The sequence below is a fragment of the Nitrobacter sp. TKz-YC01 genome (assembly GCF_047824785.1).
Taxonomy (GTDB): Bacteria; Pseudomonadota; Alphaproteobacteria; order Rhizobiales; family Xanthobacteraceae; genus Nitrobacter.
Map to the genome: position 1 here is coordinate 1718856 of NZ_CP181167.1, position 17967 is coordinate 1736822.

Here is a 17967-nt window from a genome sequence, read left to right on the forward strand (position 1 = left end):
ATGGAACTGAACGTTACCACCCTCGAAGGCAAGGCTGCCGGTTCGGTTCAGCTGTCGGACGGCATCTTCGGGCTTGAGCCGCGCAAGGATCTGATTCAGCGTTGCGTGAATTGGCAACTCGCCAAAAGTCAGGCGGGCACCCACAAGACCAAGGGGCGCGCGGAAATCTGGCGCACCGGCAAGAAGCTGTTCAAGCAAAAGGGCACAGGCAACGCCCGTCACGGCTCTGCCCGCGCGCCCCAGTTCCGCGGCGGCGGCCGTGCGTTCGGGCCGGTCGTTCGCAGTCATGCGCATGATCTGCCCAAGAAGGTGCGCGCGCTGGCGCTGCGCCATGCGCTTTCGGCGAAGGCCAAGGATGGTGGTTTGATCGTTATCGACAGCGTCGAACTGAAAGAGGCCAAGACCAAGGCTTTGATGGGTCATTTTTCGAGCCTCGGTCTGACCAGCGCGCTGATCGTCGACGGCGCGCAGGTTCATGCCGGGTTCGCAACCGCCGCGCGCAACATTCCGAACATCGACGTGCTGCCGATCCAGGGCATCAACGTTTACGACATTCTGCGCCGTCAGAAGCTGGTGTTGACCAAGGCGGCGGTTGATGCGTTGGAGGCGCGTTTCAAATGACAATCGACGCGAACCATTACGACGTGATTGTCGCTCCGGTGATCACCGAGAAGGCGACGATGGCCTCTGAGTACAACAAGGTTGTGTTCAAGGTGGCTCGCAAGGCGACCAAGCCGCAGATCAAGGAAGCGATCGAGAAACTGTTCGACGTCAAGGTCAAGAGCGTGAACACGCTGGTGCGCAAGGGCAAGACCAAGGTTTTCCGAGGCCGTCTGGGTTCACACTCGGACATCAAGCGTGCGGTTGTAACCCTCGAAGAGGGCCATCGCATCGACGTGACCACGGGTCTCTGAGGCGGAAACGGCTTTAAGGCGGCAGATTATGGCACTGAAGACTTACAATCCCACGACGCCGGGCCAGCGCCAGTTGGTGATGGTCGATCGCTCCGCCCTTTACAAGGGCAAGCCGGTCAAGACGTTGACCGAGGGCAAGCGCGGCAAGGGTGGTCGCAACAACACCGGGCGCATCACCGTGCGGTTCCGCGGCGGTGGCCACAAGCAGGCCTATCGCAACGTCGATTTCAAGCGCGGCAAGACGGACGTGCCGGCGGTCGTTGAACGGCTGGAATATGATCCGAACCGCACCGCGTTCATCGCGCTGATCAAGTATCAGGACGGTGAACTGGCTTATATCCTTGCGCCGCAGCGTCTGGCCGTGGGCGACACCGTCGTCGCCGGGAATTATGTGGACGTCAAGCCTGGTAATGTCATGCCGCTCGGCAACATGCCTGTCGGCACGATCGTCCACAATGTCGAGATGAAGATCGGGAAGGGTGGCCAGTTGGCGCGTTCCGCCGGCACTTACGCGCAGATCGTCGGCCGTGATCAGGATTATGTCATCCTGCGTCTGAATTCAGGCGAGCAGCGCCTGGTGCACGGCCGCTGCCGTGGCGCCATCGGCGCCGTATCGAATCCGGATCACATGAACACCTCGATCGGCAAGGCGGGCCGCACCCGCTGGATGGGCCGTCGTCCGCACAACCGCGGCGTGGTCATGAACCCGATCGACCATCCGCATGGCGGCGGCGAAGGCCGGACGTCCGGTGGCCGTCACCCGGTGACGCCGTGGGGCAAGCCGACCAAGGGCAAGAAGACCCGCTCCAACAAGTCGACCAGCAAGTTCATTCTCATCAGCCGCCACAAGCGGAAGAAGTAGCAAGGAAAGCCGGACATGGTTCGTTCAGTCTGGAAAGGCCCGTTTGTTGAAGGCTCGCTGCTCAAGAAGGCAGACGCCGCGCGAGCGAGTGGCCGTCATGACGTCATCAAGATCTGGAGCCGCCGCTCGACCATTCTGCCGCAGTTCGTCGGGCTGGTGTTCGGTGTCTACAACGGCCAGAAGCACGTGCCTGTTTCGGTCAACGAAGAGATGGTCGGTCACAAGTTCGGCGAGTTCTCGCCGACCCGCACGTTCCATGGCCACTCGGGCGACAAGAAAGCCAAGAGGTCTTGAGGTTCAAGTTATGAGCAAACCAAAGCGCGAACGGAGCCTCCCGGAAAATGAGGCCAAGGCGATTGCCCGGATGCTTCGGGTGAGCCCGCAGAAGCTCAACCTGGTTGCGCAACTGATCCGCGGCCGCAAGGCGTCGGCGGCGCTCGCCGATCTGCAATTCTCGCGCAAGCGGATCGCGGGCGACGTCAAGAAGTGCCTGGAATCGGCGATCGCCAACGCCGAGAACAACCATGACCTCGACGTCGACGAGTTGATCGTATCGGAGGCGTTTGTCGGCAACGGCATGGTGATGAAGCGTTTCGCGCCGCGCGGCCGTGGCCGTTCGGGCCGTATCTATAAACCGTTCTCGCAACTGACGATCGTGGTGCGTCAGGTCGAGGCCGAGGCGAGCGCTTAAGAGGCGCGGGAGAAAACGATGGGTCAGAAGATCAATCCGATCGGGCTGCGTCTGGGTATCAACCGGACCTGGGATTCCCGTTGGTATGCCGGCAAGGCCGAGTACGGCCGGCTGCTGCACGAGGATGTCAAGATCCGCGAACTCCTGCACAAGGAGCTCAAGCAGGCAGCCGTCGCCCGCATCGTGATCGAGCGGCCGCATAAGAAGTGCCGTGTGACGATCCATTCGGCGCGCCCCGGTGTCGTGATCGGCAAGAAGGGCGCCGATATCGACAAGCTGCGCAAAAGAGTTGCCGATATCACCTCGTCGGACGTGGTTCTCAATATCGTCGAGATTCGCAAGCCGGAGCTTGATGCCACGCTGGTCGCCGAATCGATTGCGCAGCAGCTTGAGCGCCGCGTCGCGTTCCGTCGCGCGATGAAACGTGCCGTGCAATCGGCGATGCGTCTGGGCGCCGAAGGCATCAGGATCAACTGCTCGGGCCGTCTCGGCGGCGCCGAAATCGCTCGCATGGAGTGGTATCGCGAAGGCCGCGTGCCGCTGCACACGCTGCGCGCCGACGTGGACTACGGCGTTGCCACGGCGTTCACGACGTTCGGCACCTGCGGCGTCAAGGTCTGGATATTCAAGGGCGAGATCCTCGAGCATGACCCGATGGCTCAGGATAAGCGCCAGGCCGGCGACGACAGCCGTCCTCGCCGCGATGCGGCATGAACGACAGCATGATGCCGAAGGGTGATCACCGGTTTTCGGACCGGATCATGCGTAAAGAGAAGGTTTGAGGGCGTAAGCCATGATGCAACCGAAGAAGACCAAGTTCCGGAAGGCGCACAAGGGCCGCATCCACGGCGTCGCGTCGTCGGGCGCGACGCTGGCGTTCGGCCAGTTCGGCCTGAAGGCAATGGCGCCCGAGCGCATCACGGCGCGTCAGATCGAAGCGGCGCGGCGGGCGCTGACACGTCATATGAAGCGCGCGGGACGGGTCTGGATCCGCGTCTTCCCGGACGTGCCCGTATCGAAGAAGCCGGCCGAAGTCCGCATGGGCTCGGGCAAGGGCGCGCCGGAATTGTGGGTGGTGCGGGTCAAGCCCGGCCGGGTGCTTTTCGAGATCGACGGCGTGGCTCCGCAGACCGCGAAGGAAGCGCTGACGCTCGCCGCCGCCAAGCTGCCGATCAAGACGCGCTTCGTCGCGCGCATCGCGGAGTAATCGACATGGCCGCAATGAAGACCGCTGACATCCGCGCGATGACCCCCGACCAGATGGACGACGCCATCACCAGTCTGAAGAAGGAGCGGTTCAATCTGCGCTTCCAGCGCGCGACGGGACAGCTTGAGAACACCTCGCGGATGCGTGAAGCCCGCCGCGATATCGCACGGATCAAGACCATCGCCGCGCAAAAGCGCGACGCGAAGAAGTAAGGGGCTTTAAGATGCCGAAACGTACGCTGCAGGGCGTGGTCGTCAGCGACAAGCAAGCCAAGACGGTTGTGGTGCGCGTCGACCGCCGCTTTACCCATCCGATCTACAAGAAGACCATTCGCCGCTCGAAGAACTATCACGCGCACGACGAGAACAACGAGTTCAAGCCGGGTGACATGGTGTGGATCGAGGAAAGCAAGCCGATCTCGAAGTTGAAGCGCTGGACCGTGGTTCGGGGCGAACAGAAGAAAACCGCTTAGGCGCGATTTTGCGCATCAGAAAGAGGACAAGGTGCATCAATGATTCAGATGCAGACCAACCTCGACGTGGCCGATAATTCAGGCGCACGCCGTGTCATGTGCATCAAGGTGCTTGGAGGCTCCAAGCGCCGTTATGCAACGGTGGGCGACATCATCGTCGTGTCGATCAAGGAAGCCATTCCGCGCGGGAAGGTGAAGAAGGGCGACGTCATGAAGGCGGTGGTGGTGCGGGTCTCCAAGGATATCCGCCGCGCCGACGGTTCGGTGATCCGTTTCGACCGCAATGCGGCCGTTCTGATCAACAATCAGTCGGAGCCTGTCGGCACCCGTATTTTCGGGCCGGTGCCGCGCGAGCTGCGCGCCAAGAACCACATGAAGATCATATCGCTGGCGCCGGAGGTGCTGTGATGGCTGCCAAGATCCGGAAGGGCGACAAGGTTATCGTGCTGTCGGGCCGCGACAAGGGTCGCACCGGCGAAGTGTTCGAGGTCCGCCCCGCGGAAGGCAGGGCGCTGGTGCGTGGCGTCAATATCGTGAAGCGCCACCAGAAGCAGACCCAGAACCAGGAAGGCGGCATTCTCTCGAAGGAGTCGCCGATCCAACTGTCCAACATCGCGATTGTCGGCAAGGACGGAAAGCCGACTCGCGTCGGTTTCAAGATTCAGGCAGACGGCACCAAGGTGCGTGTCGCCAAGCGCTCGGGAGCGGAGATCGATGGCTGAGACGGCTTACGTGCCGCGCCTGCGCGCGGAGTATGACAAGAGCATCCGGGCCCGGCTGACCGAGCAGTTCGGCTATATTAACGTGATGCAGGTGCCTCGCCTCGACAAGGTGGTTCTCAACATGGGAATCGGCGAGGCCGTGAACGATCGCAAGAAGGCCGAGGCGGCGGCCGGCGACCTGTCGCTGATCGCGGGCCAGAAGGCGGTCGTGACTTACTCGCGTGTCGCCATTTCGACCTTCAAGCTGCGTGAGAATCAGCCGATCGGCTGCAAGGTAACGCTGCGCAAGACGAAGATGTACGAATTCATCGATCGTCTCGTGAATGTTGCGCTGCCGCGCGTCCGCGACTTCCGTGGTCTCAATCCGAAGAGCTTCGACGGTCGCGGCAATTACTCGCTCGGCATCAAGGAACACATCATTTTCCCGGAGATCGATTTCGACAAGGTCGGGGAAAGCTGGGGCATGGACGTCACCGTCTGCACGACGGCGCAGACGGACGACGAAGCCCGGGCGCTGCTGACAGCATTCAATTTTCCGTTCCGGCAGTGAGACGCTGAAAGGCGCTCAGACGCGGAAAGGTAAGGAGCCAAGCATGGCAAAGAAGAGTTCGATCGAGAAGAACAACCGGCGCAGGCGGATGAACCGGAACGCGGCTGCGAAGCGCGCGCGGCTGAAGGCCATCATCGCCGACAAGACCAAGCCGATGGAGGAACGCTTCGCCGCGACGCTGAAGCTTGCCGAAATGCCGCGCAACTCGTCCGCGACGCGCATACGAAACCGCTGCGAGCTGACCGGGCGTCCGCGTTCGAACTATCGCAAGAACAAGCTGAGCCGTATCGCGCTGCGCGACCTCGGCTCCAGAGGCCTGGTTCCTGGCCTCGTGAAGTCGAGCTGGTAAGGAGGATCGCCAGATGTCCACGCACGATCCGATCAGCGATCTCATCACCCGCATTCGCAATGCGCAGATGCGCAGCAAGCCCAAGGTTTCGGCTCCAGGCTCGAAGATGCGCGCGAACGTGCTCGAGGTTCTCAAGAGTGAAGGCTATATCCGCGGCTATGCCAGTGTCGAGCATTCCTCGGGTCGCAGCGAGCTTGAGATCGAGCTGAAGTATTTCGACGGGGAGCCCGTGATTCGCGAGATCGAGCGCGTCTCCAGGCCCGGCCGCCGCGTTTACGCCTCGGTGAAGAATCTGCCCCGCGTCAACAACGGGTTGGGAATCTCTGTGTTGTCGACCCCGAAGGGGATCATGGCTGACCACGAGGCGCGCGACGCCAATGTGGGCGGTGAAGTTCTCTTTACGGTGTTCTAGCGCGCGTATCGCGAAAGTGGGAAGCCGATTTTGCGACAGGAATGCGCGCAGACTAAGATGAAGGATTGAGCCATGTCACGCATTGGCAAGAGGCCAGCCGCGGTGCCGTCTGGTGTGACCGCGACCGTCGAAGGGCAGACCGTCAAGATGAAGGGGCCGAAAGGCGAGCTTCGATTCGTTGTCCATGATGACGTCGAGGTGAAGTTTGAGGACGGCGCGGTGAAGGTCGCGCCGCGATACGAGACCAAACGGGCGCAGGCGCTGTATGGCACCGCGCGCGCTCAGGTCGCGAATCTCGTCGACGGCGTCACCAAGGGATTTGAAAAGAAGCTCGAGATCATCGGCGTCGGCTATCGTGCCGCGTTGCAAGGCAAGTCGTTGCAGCTCGCGCTCGGCTATAGCCACGATGTCAACTACGCAGTCCCCGAGGGGATTACGATCACCGTGCCGAAGCCGACCGAAATCACGATCACGGGCAATGATGCACAGCGCGTCGGTCAGGTCGCGGCCGAAATCCGGGGCTATCGTCCGCCGGAGCCCTACAAGGGCAAGGGCGTGAAGTACGCCGACGAAACGATCTTCCGTAAGGAAGGCAAGAAGAAGTAACGGAGCCGGTCATGTCGAAAATGAAGATTACGAATGCCCGGCGCAAGCAACGCGTGAGGCTGTCATTGCGCCGGACCGCAAATGGCCGTCCGCGCTTGTCGGTGTTCCGCTCGTCGAAGCACATCTATGCCCAGGTCATTGATGACCTGAAAGGCGAGACGCTGGCCTCGGCCTCCTCGCTGGAGAAGGCGATGCGCGACGCGGGCAACACAGGCGCCAACATCGATGCGGCCAAGGCCGTCGGCAAGCTTGTGGCGGAGCGGGCGGTGAAGAACGGCGTCAAGGAAGTTGTTTTCGATCGCGGCGGCTATCTCTATCACGGTCGCGTCAAGGCGCTGGCCGATGCCGCTCGCGAGAGCGGATTGAGCTTCTAAGTGGTATATCGGACGAACAGGACAGGGGCGAGAGCCTCACAAGGATCGGAAAAACACCATGGCAGGTGAACGCGAACGCGGCGGACGCGAACGGAGCAGGGATCGCGAGGAGCGCGACAGCGAGTTCGTCGACAAGCTCGTCCACATCAACCGCGTGGCGAAGGTCGTCAAGGGCGGCAAGCGCTTCGGTTTCGCGGCGCTGGTCGTGATCGGCGACCAGAAGGGCCGCGTCGGGTTCGGGCACGGCAAGGCGCGCGAGGTTCCGGAAGCGATCCGCAAGGCGACGGAATCGGCGAAACGCAATCTGACGCGTGTTCCGCTGCGCGAGGGCAGGACGCTGCATCATGACATCGCAGGCCGCCACGGCGCAGGCCGCGTTTATCTGCGCGCGGCGCCAGCCGGCACGGGGATCATCGCCGGTGGCCCGATGCGCGCGGTGTTCGAGACGCTCGGCATCCAGGACGTGGTGGCGAAGTCGGTCGGCTCGTCCAATCCCTATAATATGGTTCGCGCGACCTTCGACGCGCTGAAGCACCAGGATTCACCGCGCTCGGTTTCCGCCCGTCGCAACATCAAGGTTTCGACGCTGCAATCGCGCCGTGTGGGTGGTGACGCGGAGGCTGTTGCCGAATAGCGGAGTTTCGAGCCGGGGCGGCGGTTGCCGCCGGCCCATCCGAGACCCGCCGGGCGAGACAGGATTTGGAGTGACGACGATGGCCAAGGCCGCAAAAACAATCAAGGTCGAGCAGACCGGCAGCGCAATCCGCCGCCATCACTCGCAGCGCTCGACGTTGGTCGGGCTCAAGCTCAACAAGATCGGCCGGACCGCGGAGTTGCAGGATACGCCTGAAATTCGCGGCATGATCGCGAAGGTTCGGCACATCGTCCGCGTTATCGACGAGACGTAACAGTTTGCTATTTATACCCGGCCTGCGCCGGGAAGCCACGGCTTCGGACACGAGCGGATTCGGCGAAAGACGTGGATGCCGGGATGATCCCGGCGCGAGGAACACGATGAGGACGCGACCATGAAACTCAGCGATATCGCCGACAACGCAGGCTCGCGCAAGAAGCGCATGCGGATCGGCCGGGGTATCGGCTCCGGCAAGGGCAAGACCGGCGGCCGTGGCGGCAAGGGACAGACCGCGCGCTCCGGTGTGCGCATCAACGGCTTCGAGGGCGGCCAGATGCCGCTGCATCGGCGGTTGCCGAAGCGCGGTTTCAACAACATCTTCCGCGTCGAGTTCGCCGAGATCAATCTCGATCGGCTTCAGGCCGCGATCGATGCCGGCACGATCGATGCCGGCGCGACTGTCAACGCCGAGTCGCTGGTGAAATCCGGCGTGGTGCGTCGCGCCAAGGGCGGCGTCCGTCTGCTTGGCCGCGGCGAGATCAAGTCGAAACTGACCGTTGAGGTTCACGGCGCCTCGAAGGCCGCGATCGCGGCGGTTGAGAAGGCGGGCGGCACCGTTAAAATCCTCGCGCCGAAGAAGGACGAAGGTGAGGCGGCGTAACGTTCGCGTCATCGCCCGCTTTGATGCGACAGAGACTTGCGGATGTTGGATTCATCAGGGATCGAACATCATGAGAGGTCCGGCGGCTGCCGGCCGGCCCGTTCTGGCGGAGCGTGACGGCGCCTTTGGCGCGGGAGAGGGCTGAATATGGTCTCAGCAGCGGAACAACTGGCGGCTAACCTTAACTTCTCGGCGTTTTCAAAAGCCGACGAACTGAAGAAGCGCATCTGGTTCACGCTCGGCGCGTTGCTCGTCTATCGGCTGGGTACCTACATCCCGCTGCCGGGCATCGACCCGACGGTCTGGCAAAAGGTGTTCAATTCCCAGGCTGGCGGCATCCTCGGGATGTTCAATATGTTCTCCGGCGGTGGCATCGACCGCATGGCGATTTTCGCCTTGAACATCATGCCGTACATTTCGGCCGCGATCATCCTGCAACTGCTGACCTCCGTATCGCCCAAGCTCGAGGCTCTCAAGAAGGAGGGCGAAGCCGGCCGCAAGGTCATCAATCAATACACCCGCTATCTCACGGTGGTGCTGGCGTTCTTCCAGTCCTACGGCATTGCCGTCGGTCTCCAGGGCGCGGGTAATGTCGTCACCAATCCCGGCATGTTCTTTCTGCTCTCCACCGCGATCACATTGACCGGCGGCACCATGTTTTTGATGTGGCTCGGCGAGCAGATCACGTCACGCGGCATCGGCAACGGCATTTCCCTCATCATCATGGCCGGTATCGTGGCCGAGTTGCCGTCAGCGCTCGCCAGCATGCTCGAACTCGGCCGCCAGGGCGCGCTGTCCACGGGGATCATCCTGATCGTTCTGATCATGGTCGTCGCGGTGATTGCCTTCATCGTGTTCATGGAGCGCGCCCAGCGCAGGCTGCTGATCCAGTATCCGAAGCGTCAGGTCGGCAACAAGATGTTTGATGGGCAGTCCTCCCATCTGCCGCTGAAGCTCAATACCTCGGGTGTTATTCCGCCGATTTTCGCTTCGTCGCTGTTGCTGCTGCCGACGACAGTCGCGAACTTCAACGCGGGTAGCGGGCCGGAGTGGTTCCAGTGGATCAACACCCAACTCGGTCACGGCCGGCCGATGTTTTTGATCCTGTACATCGCGCTGATCGTGTTCTTCACCTTCTTCTACACCGCGATCGTCTTCAATCCGACCGAGACGGCCGACAATCTCAAAAAGCACGGCGGCTTTATTCCGGGCATCAGGCCGGGCGAGCGGACAGCCGAGTACATCGACTACGTGCTCTCGCGTATTACGGTGCCGGGGGCGGTCTATCTTGCGGTCGTCTGCCTCATCCCTGAGATTCTGATTTCCTACGCGGCCGTACCCTTCTATTTCGGCGGCACCTCGCTGCTGATCGTGGTCAGCGTCACGATGGATACGGTTTCGCAGGTGCAGGGATATCTGCTGGCCCACCAGTATGAGGGCCTGATCAAGAAGTCCAAGCTGAGAGGCCGCCGTCGGTGATCCGGGGTATTTTCTCGCTCACCGCAGCCGGTCAGCGAGAAAACGTTTCCAGTGAATAGTTGGTGTGTATTCGGGCTGCGATGACTTTTGCGGAAGAAGCGTCAGACCGACAGGACGCTTCGTTTCCCCGCTAAAGATAAGCGACGAGTTTGATTCAACGTAGTTGAGTCGGATTCAACGCGGTTGAAACAGATTCTAGCTCAAGGCATTGATCGCCTGCGGCAGGGTGCCGTATGAGTTGCCGGAAGGGGCGCGGACCGTGTCTTGCTCCGCGCCTGATATCGAAGCTCAGGTGCACGGCTGCTCGTTTCACCCGGTGATGGGGCAATATTCATGAGACTGATTCTTTTGGGGCCGCCGGGGGCGGGAAAAGGAACGCAGGCGCAACGTCTGGTCCATCATTACGGAATCATTCAGCTTTCCACAGGCGACATGCTGCGCGCCGCGGTCGCCGCGGGTACGCCGGTCGGTCTCAAGGCCAAGGACATCATGGCCAGCGGGGGGCTGGTCCCGGACGATGTCGTCATCGACATCATTTCCGACCGGCTGGAGCAGGCGGACGCCAAGACAGGATTCATCCTCGACGGCTTTCCGCGCACCGTTCCCCAGGCTGAAGCGCTGGATCTTCTGCTTCAATCCAGAAATCTCGCGCTCGATGCCGTGATCGAGCTTCGGGTCGACCAAAGCGCGTTGCTGCAACGTGTTGAAAACCGCGTCGCGGAGATGACGGCGCGGGGCGAGCAGGTGCGGGCCGATGATAAGCCGGAGGTGCTCTCGGAGCGGTTGGCCAGTTATCGCGCGCTGACCGAGCCGCTCATTCGCTACTATTCGGAGCGAGGCAAGCTGCTGACCGTTGACGGGATGATGGAGATCGATGACGTTACGCGAGATATCCGCCGGGTTTTGAGGCGGTCGGGTGTTCCGATGTCAAAGTTCGGGGTCCGCAGGTGGTAAAAGTGAAGGGGCGCCGCTCCCGCTTCCGGTCGAATCAAGATCGTAGCCCTATATAATTGATTTACCACTGTTTTTGTGAATAACGATTCTCGGATGGGGCAGCCTCCAAGCGAGACGAGAAAAGCCGACAAGGGTTCGGGAGGCGTCTTCCATGAACGGTTAGGAGTCGTCCGTAACGCAAAAATGACGCTCCAAAAAATCACGAAAAAGCGAACAAAAGCGGGGGAACGGTTGACGGAATGCCGCCGAGTCCTTAATAAACGATCATCCAGCGGATCGTTTTAGACGATGCCGGACCCCAAGCTTACAGAGGGTCGGGCGTCGTTCTTGTGTTTGAGGATACCCGCCTGAAATATCGAAGGAACGGCCGGCTCGACACGAGTCGGCAACAGGAGAGAAGTCTGTGGCCCGTATTGCCGGCGTGAATATCCCGACCAACAAGCGCGTCGTCATCGCGCTTCAGTATATCCATGGCATTGGTCAAAAGAATGCCGCCGAGATCATCGAGAAGGTCAGGATTCCGGCCGATCGCCGGGTTTCGCAACTGACCGATCAGGAAGTGCTTCAGATCCGGGAAGTGATCGACCGCGATTACCTTGTCGAAGGCGATCTTCGTCGTGAAGTCGGCATCAATATCAAGCGGCTGATGGATCTCGGCTGCTATCGCGGGCTGCGTCATCGCCGCGGCCTGCCGGTGCGTGGCCAGCGCACCCATACCAATGCGCGCACCCGCAAGGGGCCGGCCAAGTCGATTGCCGGCAAGAAGAAGTAAGAGCGCGGACAAGGAAATGACGAGTAGGGAATAGGTTCGGTCGCTGCTCGCTTCGTCGGTGGAGCCGCTGGCATTACGGCGGCGTTGAGATCACAGGAAAGGCTGACAATGGGTAAGGAAGCTACGACACGCGTTCGCCGCCGCGAGCGCAAGAACATCGCGTCCGGCATCGCGCATGTGAATTCGTCGTTCAATAACACCACCATCACCATCACCGACGCGCAGGGCAATACGATCGCCTGGTCATCGGCGGGAACGATGGGTTTCAAGGGATCGCGCAAGTCGACGCCTTACGCCGCGCAGGTGGCGGCGGAAGACGTTTCCAAGAAGGCGCAGGAGCACGGTATGCGTACCCTCGAAGTCGAGGTTGCCGGCCCAGGTTCGGGTCGCGAATCGGCGCTGCGCGCGCTGCAGGCCGCGGGCTTTACCGTTACCTCGATCCGCGATGTGACCGCGATTCCTCATAATGGTTGCCGTCCGCGCAAGCGCCGGCGCGTCTGATATTCGACAGCGGCGGTTTGTTGTTCCGCCGACTCCGATTTTCTTTATCTGATTGCGCGGATTGATCCGCGTCCTCCAACGCCAGCGATGTTGATGGCATGGGTGAAACAGTGACGATCCAGAAAAATTGGCAAGAGCTTATCCGGCCGAACAAGCTGCAGGTCGTTCCCGGCAGCGATCCCTCGCGCTTTGCGACCCTGATAGCCGAGCCGCTTGAGCGCGGTTTCGGCCAGACGCTCGGCAATGCGTTGCGCCGCATCCTGTTGTCCTCGCTGCAAGGCGCTGCGGTGCAGTCGGTGCACATCGATGGCGTTCTGCACGAATTCTCTTCGATTGCGGGCGTTCGCGAGGATGTTACCGACATCGTGCTGAACATCAAGGACATCGCGATCAAGATGCAGGGCGAAGGCCCCAAGCGCATGGTCGTGAAGAAGCAGGGTCCCGGCACCGTCACCGCGGGCGATATCCAGACCGTCGGTGACGTCGTGGTGCTTAACCCCGACCTTCAGCTCTGCACCCTCGACGATGGCGCCGAAATTCGCATGGAGTTCACCGTCGCCTCCGGCAAGGGCTATGTCGCCGCCGAGCGTAATCGGCCCGAGGATGCGCCGATCGGATTGATCCCGGTTGATAGCCTGTATTCGCCGGTGCGCAAGGTTTCCTACAAGGTCGAAAACACGCGCGAGGGTCAGATTCTCGACTACGACAAGCTGACCATGACCATCGAAACGAATGGCGGGGTGACGCCTGAGGATGCCGTGGCCTTCGCCGCGCGCATCCTTCAGGATCAGCTCAACGTTTTCGTCAACTTCGAGGAACCGCGCAAGGAAGTCGCCACCGAGATCATTCCGGATCTGGCGTTCAATCCGGCTTTCCTCAAGAAAGTGGACGAACTGGAACTGTCGGTACGTTCGGCAAACTGCCTGAAGAACGACAATATCGTCTACATCGGCGATCTGGTGCAGAAGTCGGAAGCGGAGATGCTGCGCACCCCGAACTTCGGACGCAAGTCGCTGAATGAGATCAAGGAAGTGCTGGCTCAGATGGGGTTGCACCTCGGTATGGAAGTGCCGGGTTGGCCGCCGGAGAATATCGATGAACTGGCAAAGCGCTTCGAGGACCATTACTGAGCTTTGATGTCCTCCCCGGAGGGGACGGGAAATCAGAGCGGGGCGAACGCAGGCAGCCCACCTGAGCAGCGCGACCGGCGACCGGTCGGTGTCGGACAAGACTGAGGATCACATCAATGCGTCATGGTAAGGTTCACCGGAAGCTCAATCGCACCGCGGAGCATCGCAAGGCGATGTTCGCCAACATGTCGGCGTCGCTTATCAAGCACGAGCAGATCGTCACCACGCTGCCGAAGGCGAAAGAGCTGCGTCCGATCGTCGAAAAACTGGTGACCCTAGGCAAGAAGGGCGGTCTCGATAAACGCCGTCAGGCGATCAGCGAGATGCGTGACGTCGATCAGGTGAAGAAGCTGTTCGACGTGCTCGCGCCGCGCTACAAGGACCGTCATGGCGGATATACCCGCATCATCAAGGCTGGTTTTCGCTATGGCGACAACGCGCCGATGGCCGTGATCGAGTTTGTCGATCGCGATGTGGAGGCCAAGGGTCAGGATTCCGGGCCGGTGCAGAATGAGGCTTCGGAAGCCGCCTGAGCGCGATAGCTTTGAAACAAAAAAAGGCGGTGCCGCGGGGCGCCGCCTTTTTTTGTTGGTTCGAGTTTGCGCTGTAAGGTGCTGCAAACAAAACATATCCTCGAAGTTCGCGCTTGAGAAATGTGATCCGGGTTCGCGCAAGGAAACGCGACAAAACAAAATCATAGAGCCCGCTTCTGTTTCTATCAGAAACGCAAAGGCTCTGGGGATGCGCCGCGAGCCGGTCCTGAGGATGCTCTCGCCTGCTGATTGCAAGGGAGCTTAAATGGATGCAGACCTTTTAGAGCGGCGGCCGGTCAAATGGAATCAGCGCCGCCGCTCTAGTTAGTTGATTGAGCATCGGATTTATCCCGAAACCGGTTCCCACTTTCGGGTCCGATGCTCTAGTTCGTGGCGTTTTCCACGGAGTTCTTCGGTGACATTCCTCCCCTGGAGATTTGAACAATGAACTTTGAGATGGTTTTTGCCGCCGCCTTGCTGACCGACGACATACTTGCCGCGATTCACGATCTACACGCCTACTCAAACGGCGGCGGGACCTCTATCAGTCGCGAGAAGCTCCGCGAAATCGTCGACAAATACGTGACCTTTGACGAGAAGGATTTTCCGGAGCTTCGCAGCGATGTGGACTGGAGCGCTGTCGTGGCATATTGGCGCGAAGCTGTTGAGGATATGGAAGATGCCATCAAGGGGGAGGTTCCCGTTTACAAGTAGGATTCAGGGGTAACTTTCCGCATTGAGATTGACTGCACGATGATAGCGAGCGCGTCTCGTTTTGCGTCCGCGCGACGGTTAGCCCTGCATTGCAGGTTTTGAAGTGATGCGCCCAGGCAAATGGCAAGCCGTGCGCGCACAGGCGGCGAAGCCGCGCGGGCGAACCCGGAAACAACCGGGGTGATCGCGACAAGAGGCGTCTTTCGCTTCTCCTGGAGGTTCGCGAAGACCAGAGCCTGACTTCTGACTGAAACAAGCGCGAGGCTCTATGATTTTGTTTTGACGCGTTTTCTTTGCGCGAACCGGTATCCAGGTCGCTCGAAAACGCTGTATATCTGCGATCCTGCTCCCGGGAATCAAGTTCATGACGCTGCTCCGCCTGTCCGCCGCTCTGTTCCTCGCTCTGACGATGCTGGCGCCTGCTCATGCCCAGGACCGCCGCGTACCGGCCTCCCAGGCCGAGCTGCGGCTTTCCTATGCGCCGATCGTGCAGCGGGTGGTCCCGGCCGTGGTCAATGTCTACGCCGCCAAAATGATTCAGCACCGCCATCCGCTGCTGGATGATCCGATCTTCCGCCGTTTCTTCGGCGTTCCGGGTGGGCAGCCGGAACAGATGCAGCGCTCGCTCGGCTCGGGCGTGATGGTCGATCCGTCCGGTCTTGTCGTGACGAACAATCATGTGATCGAGGGCGCGGATCAGGTCAAAATCGCGCTGTCGGATAAGCGCGAGTTCGAGGCCGAGATCGTGCTCAAGGATACGCGGACCGATCTTGCGGTCCTGCGGTTGAAGAATGTGAAGGAAAAGTTTCCGACGCTCGATTTCGCGAATTCGGATGAGTTGCAGGTCGGCGACGTTGTCATGGCGATCGGAAATCCGTTCGGCGTCGGGCAGACGGTGACGCAAGGCATTGTTTCGGCGCTGGCGCGCACGCAGGTCGGAATTACGGACTATCAGTTCTTCATCCAGACCGATGCGGCGATCAATCCCGGAAACTCGGGCGGGGCACTGGTTGACATGACGGGCAATCTCGTCGGCATCAACACCGCGATTTTCTCGCGCACCGGCGGGTCACTTGGCATCGGCTTCGCCATTCCGGCCAACATGGTGCGGGTGGTGGTGGCTTCCGCCAAGAGCGGCGGCAAGGCCGTGCGCCGGCCCTGGCTCGGGGCCCGGCTGCAGGCGATAACCCCGGAGATTGCCGAAACCATTGGCCTCAAGGCGCCGGCCGGTGCGCTGGTGGCCAGCGTTGCGGCTGGAAGTCCGGCGGCGCGCGCCGGTCTCAAACTGTCCGACCTGGTCGTCTCGATCGACGGCCAGCCTGTCGACGACCCCAATGCGTTCGACTATCGGTTCGCGACGCGTCCGCTCGGCGGAACCTCGCAGCTGGAAGTCCAGCGCAACGGAAAACCGGTCAAGCTGACTGTTCCGCTCGAGACAGCGCCGGACACCAGCCGCGACGAGATCGAGATTACCGCGCCATCACCGTTCCAGGGCGCCAAGGTTGTGAATGTCTCGCCGGGGCTGGCCGACGAGCTTCATCTCGATTACGGCGCCGAAGGGGTCGTGATCGTCGCATTGGCGGAGAATGGAATGGCCGCGAATGTCGGGTTCAGGAAGGGTGACATCATCCTCGCGGTCAACAACAAGAAGATCGTCAAGACGACCGATCTCGAGCAGGCCGTTCGCGAGGCGAGGCGGCTCTGGCGGATCACGCTGATGCGCGGCGGCCAGCAGATTCAAGTCATGCTGGGCGGATGAGCCCGAAACGCCAGCACGACTCCAGGAGCCTGTTCGCCGCCGCGGGCCTGGAGCGTGATGCGCCGCATCCGCTGCCGGACAGGCTGCGACCGCAAATGCTTTCGGACGTGGTCGGGCAGGACCACATCCTGGGGCCGGACGGCGCGCTGACCCGGATGCTGGAGACCCGCACGCTGGGCTCGCTCATCTTCTGGGGACCGCCGGGGACCGGCAAGACCACGGTGGCGCGGCTGCTGGCGGATGCGACCGCGCTGCATTTCGAACAGCTGTCGGCGGTGTTCTCCGGCGTCAATGATCTGAAGAAGGCGTTCGAGGCCGCCCGCGCGCGCCGCGAGTCGGGGACGGGCACGCTCCTGTTCGTCGACGAGGTGCATCGTTTCAATCGCGCGCAACAGGACTCGTTTCTGCCCGTCATGGAAGACGGAACCGTCGTTCTGGTCGGCGCGACCACCGAGAACCCGTCGTTCGAACTGAACGCGGCGCTGTTGTCGCGGGCGCGCGTGCTGGTGTTTCGTTCGCTCGACGCGGCGGCGGTCGAGAAATTGTTTGTCCGCGCCGAAGGGGTCGAGGGCAAGCTTTTGCCGCTTGATGCCGAGGCGCGCGCGGCGCTGGTGCGCATGGCCGACGGCGACGGCCGAGCGGCGCTGACGCTGGTCGAGGAAGTCTGGCGGTCGGCGCGCGAGGGCGAGGTTTTCAATGCAGGGCAGTTGCAGGGGGTGCTGCAACGCCGCGCGCCGATCTACGACAAATCCGCCGACGGCCACTACAACCTGATTTCCGCCTTGCACAAGTCGGTGCGGGGTTCAGATCCCGATGCGGCGCTGTACTATCTGGCGCGGATGATCGAGGCGGGCGAGGATCCGTTGTTTCTCGCGCGCCGCGTGGTGCGGATGGCGGTGGAGGACATCGGGCTTGCGGATCCGCAGGCGCTGGTGATCTGCAACGCGGCCAAGGATGCCTATGATTTCCTCGGCTCGCCGGAAGGTGAACTCGCGATCGCGCAGGCCGTGATCTATCTCGCGACCGCGCCGAAATCCAACGCCGCCTACAAGGCGTTCGGCGCGGCGATGCGCATCGCGAAGGACGCCGGCTCTCTCTTGCCGCCGAAGCACATCCTCAACGCGCCGACCGGGCTGATGAAATCCGAAGGTTACGGCGGCGGCTATCAATACGATCACGACATGCCGGACGCGTTTTCCGGACAGGACTACTTTCCGGAGACGCTCGGCCGCCAGATCTTCTATGATCCGCCGGATCGCGGGTTCGAGCGCGAAATCCGCAAGCGCATGGAGTACTGGGCGAAACTGCGGCGGGAGCGCGCGTCGTGACGGGCCGGATCGACGCCAGTATCGGGCTGCCGACCCACGACCCTGACAAATTCGCGCGACGGCGCACGCTCAAAGACTGTTTCAGAACGGAGCGGTTTATGATGCTCCGACAAGGTGCGAGGCG

At 61.3% G+C, this 17967-nt stretch carries 27 protein-coding genes and 1 pseudogene; all 28 read left to right on the top strand.

Annotation, left to right across the window (positions count from 1 at the left end; genetic code table 11):
- Nucleotides 1–621, top strand: coding sequence for a 50S ribosomal protein L4 (gene rplD / locus ACMYR2_RS08030; protein ID WP_416193966.1), 621 nt, complete (start codon nt 1–3; stop codon nt 619–621).
- On the top strand, nt 618–914 hold the full coding sequence (locus ACMYR2_RS08035) for a 50S ribosomal protein L23 (protein ID WP_347263121.1): 297 nt from the start codon (nt 618–620) through the stop codon (nt 912–914). Before rplD ends, ACMYR2_RS08035 begins: the two co-directional genes overlap by 4 nt.
- Nucleotides 915–942: 28 nt before the next feature.
- Nucleotides 943–1776, top strand: coding sequence for a 50S ribosomal protein L2 (gene rplB / locus ACMYR2_RS08040; protein WP_347263120.1), 834 nt, complete (start codon nt 943–945; stop codon nt 1774–1776).
- A gap of 15 nt (nt 1777–1791) precedes the next feature.
- On the top strand, nt 1792–2070 hold the full coding sequence (gene rpsS, locus ACMYR2_RS08045; protein WP_009797134.1) for a 30S ribosomal protein S19: 279 nt from the start codon (nt 1792–1794) through the stop codon (nt 2068–2070).
- Between the two features lie 10 nt (nt 2071–2080).
- A complete protein-coding gene (gene rplV, locus ACMYR2_RS08050; RefSeq protein ID WP_009797133.1) occupies nt 2081–2467 on the top strand; it encodes a 50S ribosomal protein L22 in 387 nt (128 codons plus the stop codon).
- A gap of 18 nt (nt 2468–2485) precedes the next feature.
- On the top strand, nt 2486–3181 hold the full coding sequence (rpsC, locus tag ACMYR2_RS08055) for a 30S ribosomal protein S3 (RefSeq protein WP_011314645.1): 696 nt from the start codon (nt 2486–2488) through the stop codon (nt 3179–3181).
- Between the two features lie 79 nt (nt 3182–3260).
- A complete protein-coding gene (gene rplP, locus ACMYR2_RS08060) occupies nt 3261–3674 on the top strand; it encodes a 50S ribosomal protein L16 (protein ID WP_011314646.1) in 414 nt (137 codons plus the stop codon).
- 5 nt (nt 3675–3679) lie between these two features.
- Nucleotides 3680–3886 (top strand): 50S ribosomal protein L29, encoded by a 207-nt coding sequence (gene rpmC, locus ACMYR2_RS08065; protein ID WP_011314647.1) that lies wholly within the window; start codon nt 3680–3682, stop codon nt 3884–3886.
- 11 nt (nt 3887–3897) lie between these two features.
- A complete protein-coding gene (gene rpsQ, locus ACMYR2_RS08070; protein ID WP_009797129.1) occupies nt 3898–4146 on the top strand; it encodes a 30S ribosomal protein S17 in 249 nt (82 codons plus the stop codon).
- A gap of 39 nt (nt 4147–4185) precedes the next feature.
- Nucleotides 4186–4554: a 50S ribosomal protein L14 gene (gene rplN, locus ACMYR2_RS08075; protein WP_009797128.1), complete on the top strand. Its 369-nt coding sequence runs from the start codon at nt 4186–4188 to the stop codon at nt 4552–4554.
- Nucleotides 4554–4868, top strand: a complete 315-nt coding sequence (gene rplX / locus ACMYR2_RS08080; protein ID WP_347263119.1) for a 50S ribosomal protein L24 — start codon at nt 4554–4556, stop codon at nt 4866–4868. Before rplN ends, rplX begins: the two co-directional genes overlap by 1 nt.
- A complete protein-coding gene (rplE, locus tag ACMYR2_RS08085; protein WP_141383217.1) occupies nt 4861–5418 on the top strand; it encodes a 50S ribosomal protein L5 in 558 nt (185 codons plus the stop codon). Before rplX ends, rplE begins: the two co-directional genes overlap by 8 nt.
- A 43-nt stretch (nt 5419–5461) precedes the next feature.
- Nucleotides 5462–5767 (top strand): 30S ribosomal protein S14, encoded by a 306-nt coding sequence (gene rpsN, locus ACMYR2_RS08090; RefSeq protein ID WP_141383216.1) that lies wholly within the window; start codon nt 5462–5464, stop codon nt 5765–5767.
- Nucleotides 5768–5780: 13 nt separating this feature from the next.
- Nucleotides 5781–6179, top strand: a complete 399-nt coding sequence (rpsH, locus tag ACMYR2_RS08095; protein ID WP_141383215.1) for a 30S ribosomal protein S8 — start codon at nt 5781–5783, stop codon at nt 6177–6179.
- A gap of 72 nt (nt 6180–6251) precedes the next feature.
- Nucleotides 6252–6785: a 50S ribosomal protein L6 gene (rplF, locus tag ACMYR2_RS08100; protein WP_347263118.1), complete on the top strand. Its 534-nt coding sequence runs from the start codon at nt 6252–6254 to the stop codon at nt 6783–6785.
- Between the two features lie 11 nt (nt 6786–6796).
- Entirely contained in the window at nt 6797–7159 is a 363-nt protein-coding gene (gene rplR / locus ACMYR2_RS08105) for a 50S ribosomal protein L18 (protein ID WP_141383214.1), read from the top strand.
- Nucleotides 7160–7217: 58 nt separating this feature from the next.
- A complete protein-coding gene (rpsE, locus tag ACMYR2_RS08110; protein ID WP_011314655.1) occupies nt 7218–7793 on the top strand; it encodes a 30S ribosomal protein S5 in 576 nt (191 codons plus the stop codon).
- Between the two features lie 79 nt (nt 7794–7872).
- Nucleotides 7873–8067, top strand: coding sequence for a 50S ribosomal protein L30 (gene rpmD / locus ACMYR2_RS08115; protein ID WP_040673879.1), 195 nt, complete (start codon nt 7873–7875; stop codon nt 8065–8067).
- 120 nt (nt 8068–8187) lie between these two features.
- Complete coding sequence (rplO, locus tag ACMYR2_RS08120; RefSeq protein ID WP_347263116.1) at nt 8188–8673, top strand: 50S ribosomal protein L15; 486 nt, start codon at nt 8188–8190, stop codon at nt 8671–8673.
- A 147-nt stretch (nt 8674–8820) separates the two neighbouring features.
- Nucleotides 8821–10152, top strand: coding sequence for a preprotein translocase subunit SecY (secY, locus tag ACMYR2_RS08125; RefSeq protein ID WP_011314658.1), 1332 nt, complete (start codon nt 8821–8823; stop codon nt 10150–10152).
- A 333-nt stretch (nt 10153–10485) separates the two neighbouring features.
- Nucleotides 10486–11070: pseudogene (locus ACMYR2_RS08130) on the top strand (adenylate kinase); the annotation flags it as partial.
- Between the two features lie 439 nt (nt 11071–11509).
- Nucleotides 11510–11878, top strand: coding sequence for a 30S ribosomal protein S13 (rpsM, locus tag ACMYR2_RS08135; protein ID WP_347263114.1), 369 nt, complete (start codon nt 11510–11512; stop codon nt 11876–11878).
- 108 nt (nt 11879–11986) lie between these two features.
- The gene (gene rpsK / locus ACMYR2_RS08140; RefSeq protein WP_009797114.1) at nt 11987–12379 is read left to right on the top strand and encodes a 30S ribosomal protein S11; all 393 of its coding nucleotides are present in this window, start codon (nt 11987–11989) and stop codon (nt 12377–12379) included.
- A 98-nt stretch (nt 12380–12477) separates the two neighbouring features.
- Nucleotides 12478–13509 carry a DNA-directed RNA polymerase subunit alpha gene (locus ACMYR2_RS08145; RefSeq protein ID WP_347263113.1) on the top strand — a complete coding sequence of 344 codons (1032 nt, stop codon included), beginning with the start codon at nt 12478–12480 and terminating at the stop codon, nt 13507–13509.
- 116 nt (nt 13510–13625) lie between these two features.
- The gene (rplQ, locus tag ACMYR2_RS08150; protein WP_347263112.1) at nt 13626–14042 is read left to right on the top strand and encodes a 50S ribosomal protein L17; all 417 of its coding nucleotides are present in this window, start codon (nt 13626–13628) and stop codon (nt 14040–14042) included.
- Between the two features lie 444 nt (nt 14043–14486).
- Nucleotides 14487–14756 (top strand): hypothetical protein, encoded by a 270-nt coding sequence (locus ACMYR2_RS08155; protein WP_347263111.1) that lies wholly within the window; start codon nt 14487–14489, stop codon nt 14754–14756.
- A 364-nt stretch (nt 14757–15120) separates the two neighbouring features.
- Nucleotides 15121–16515 (top strand): DegQ family serine endoprotease, encoded by a 1395-nt coding sequence (locus ACMYR2_RS08160; protein ID WP_347263110.1) that lies wholly within the window; start codon nt 15121–15123, stop codon nt 16513–16515.
- Nucleotides 16512–17843 carry a replication-associated recombination protein A gene (locus tag ACMYR2_RS08165; RefSeq protein ID WP_347263109.1) on the top strand — a complete coding sequence of 444 codons (1332 nt, stop codon included), beginning with the start codon at nt 16512–16514 and terminating at the stop codon, nt 17841–17843. The genes ACMYR2_RS08160 and ACMYR2_RS08165 overlap by 4 nt, the downstream gene beginning before the upstream one ends.
- Nucleotides 17844–17967: the final 124 nt, after the last annotated feature.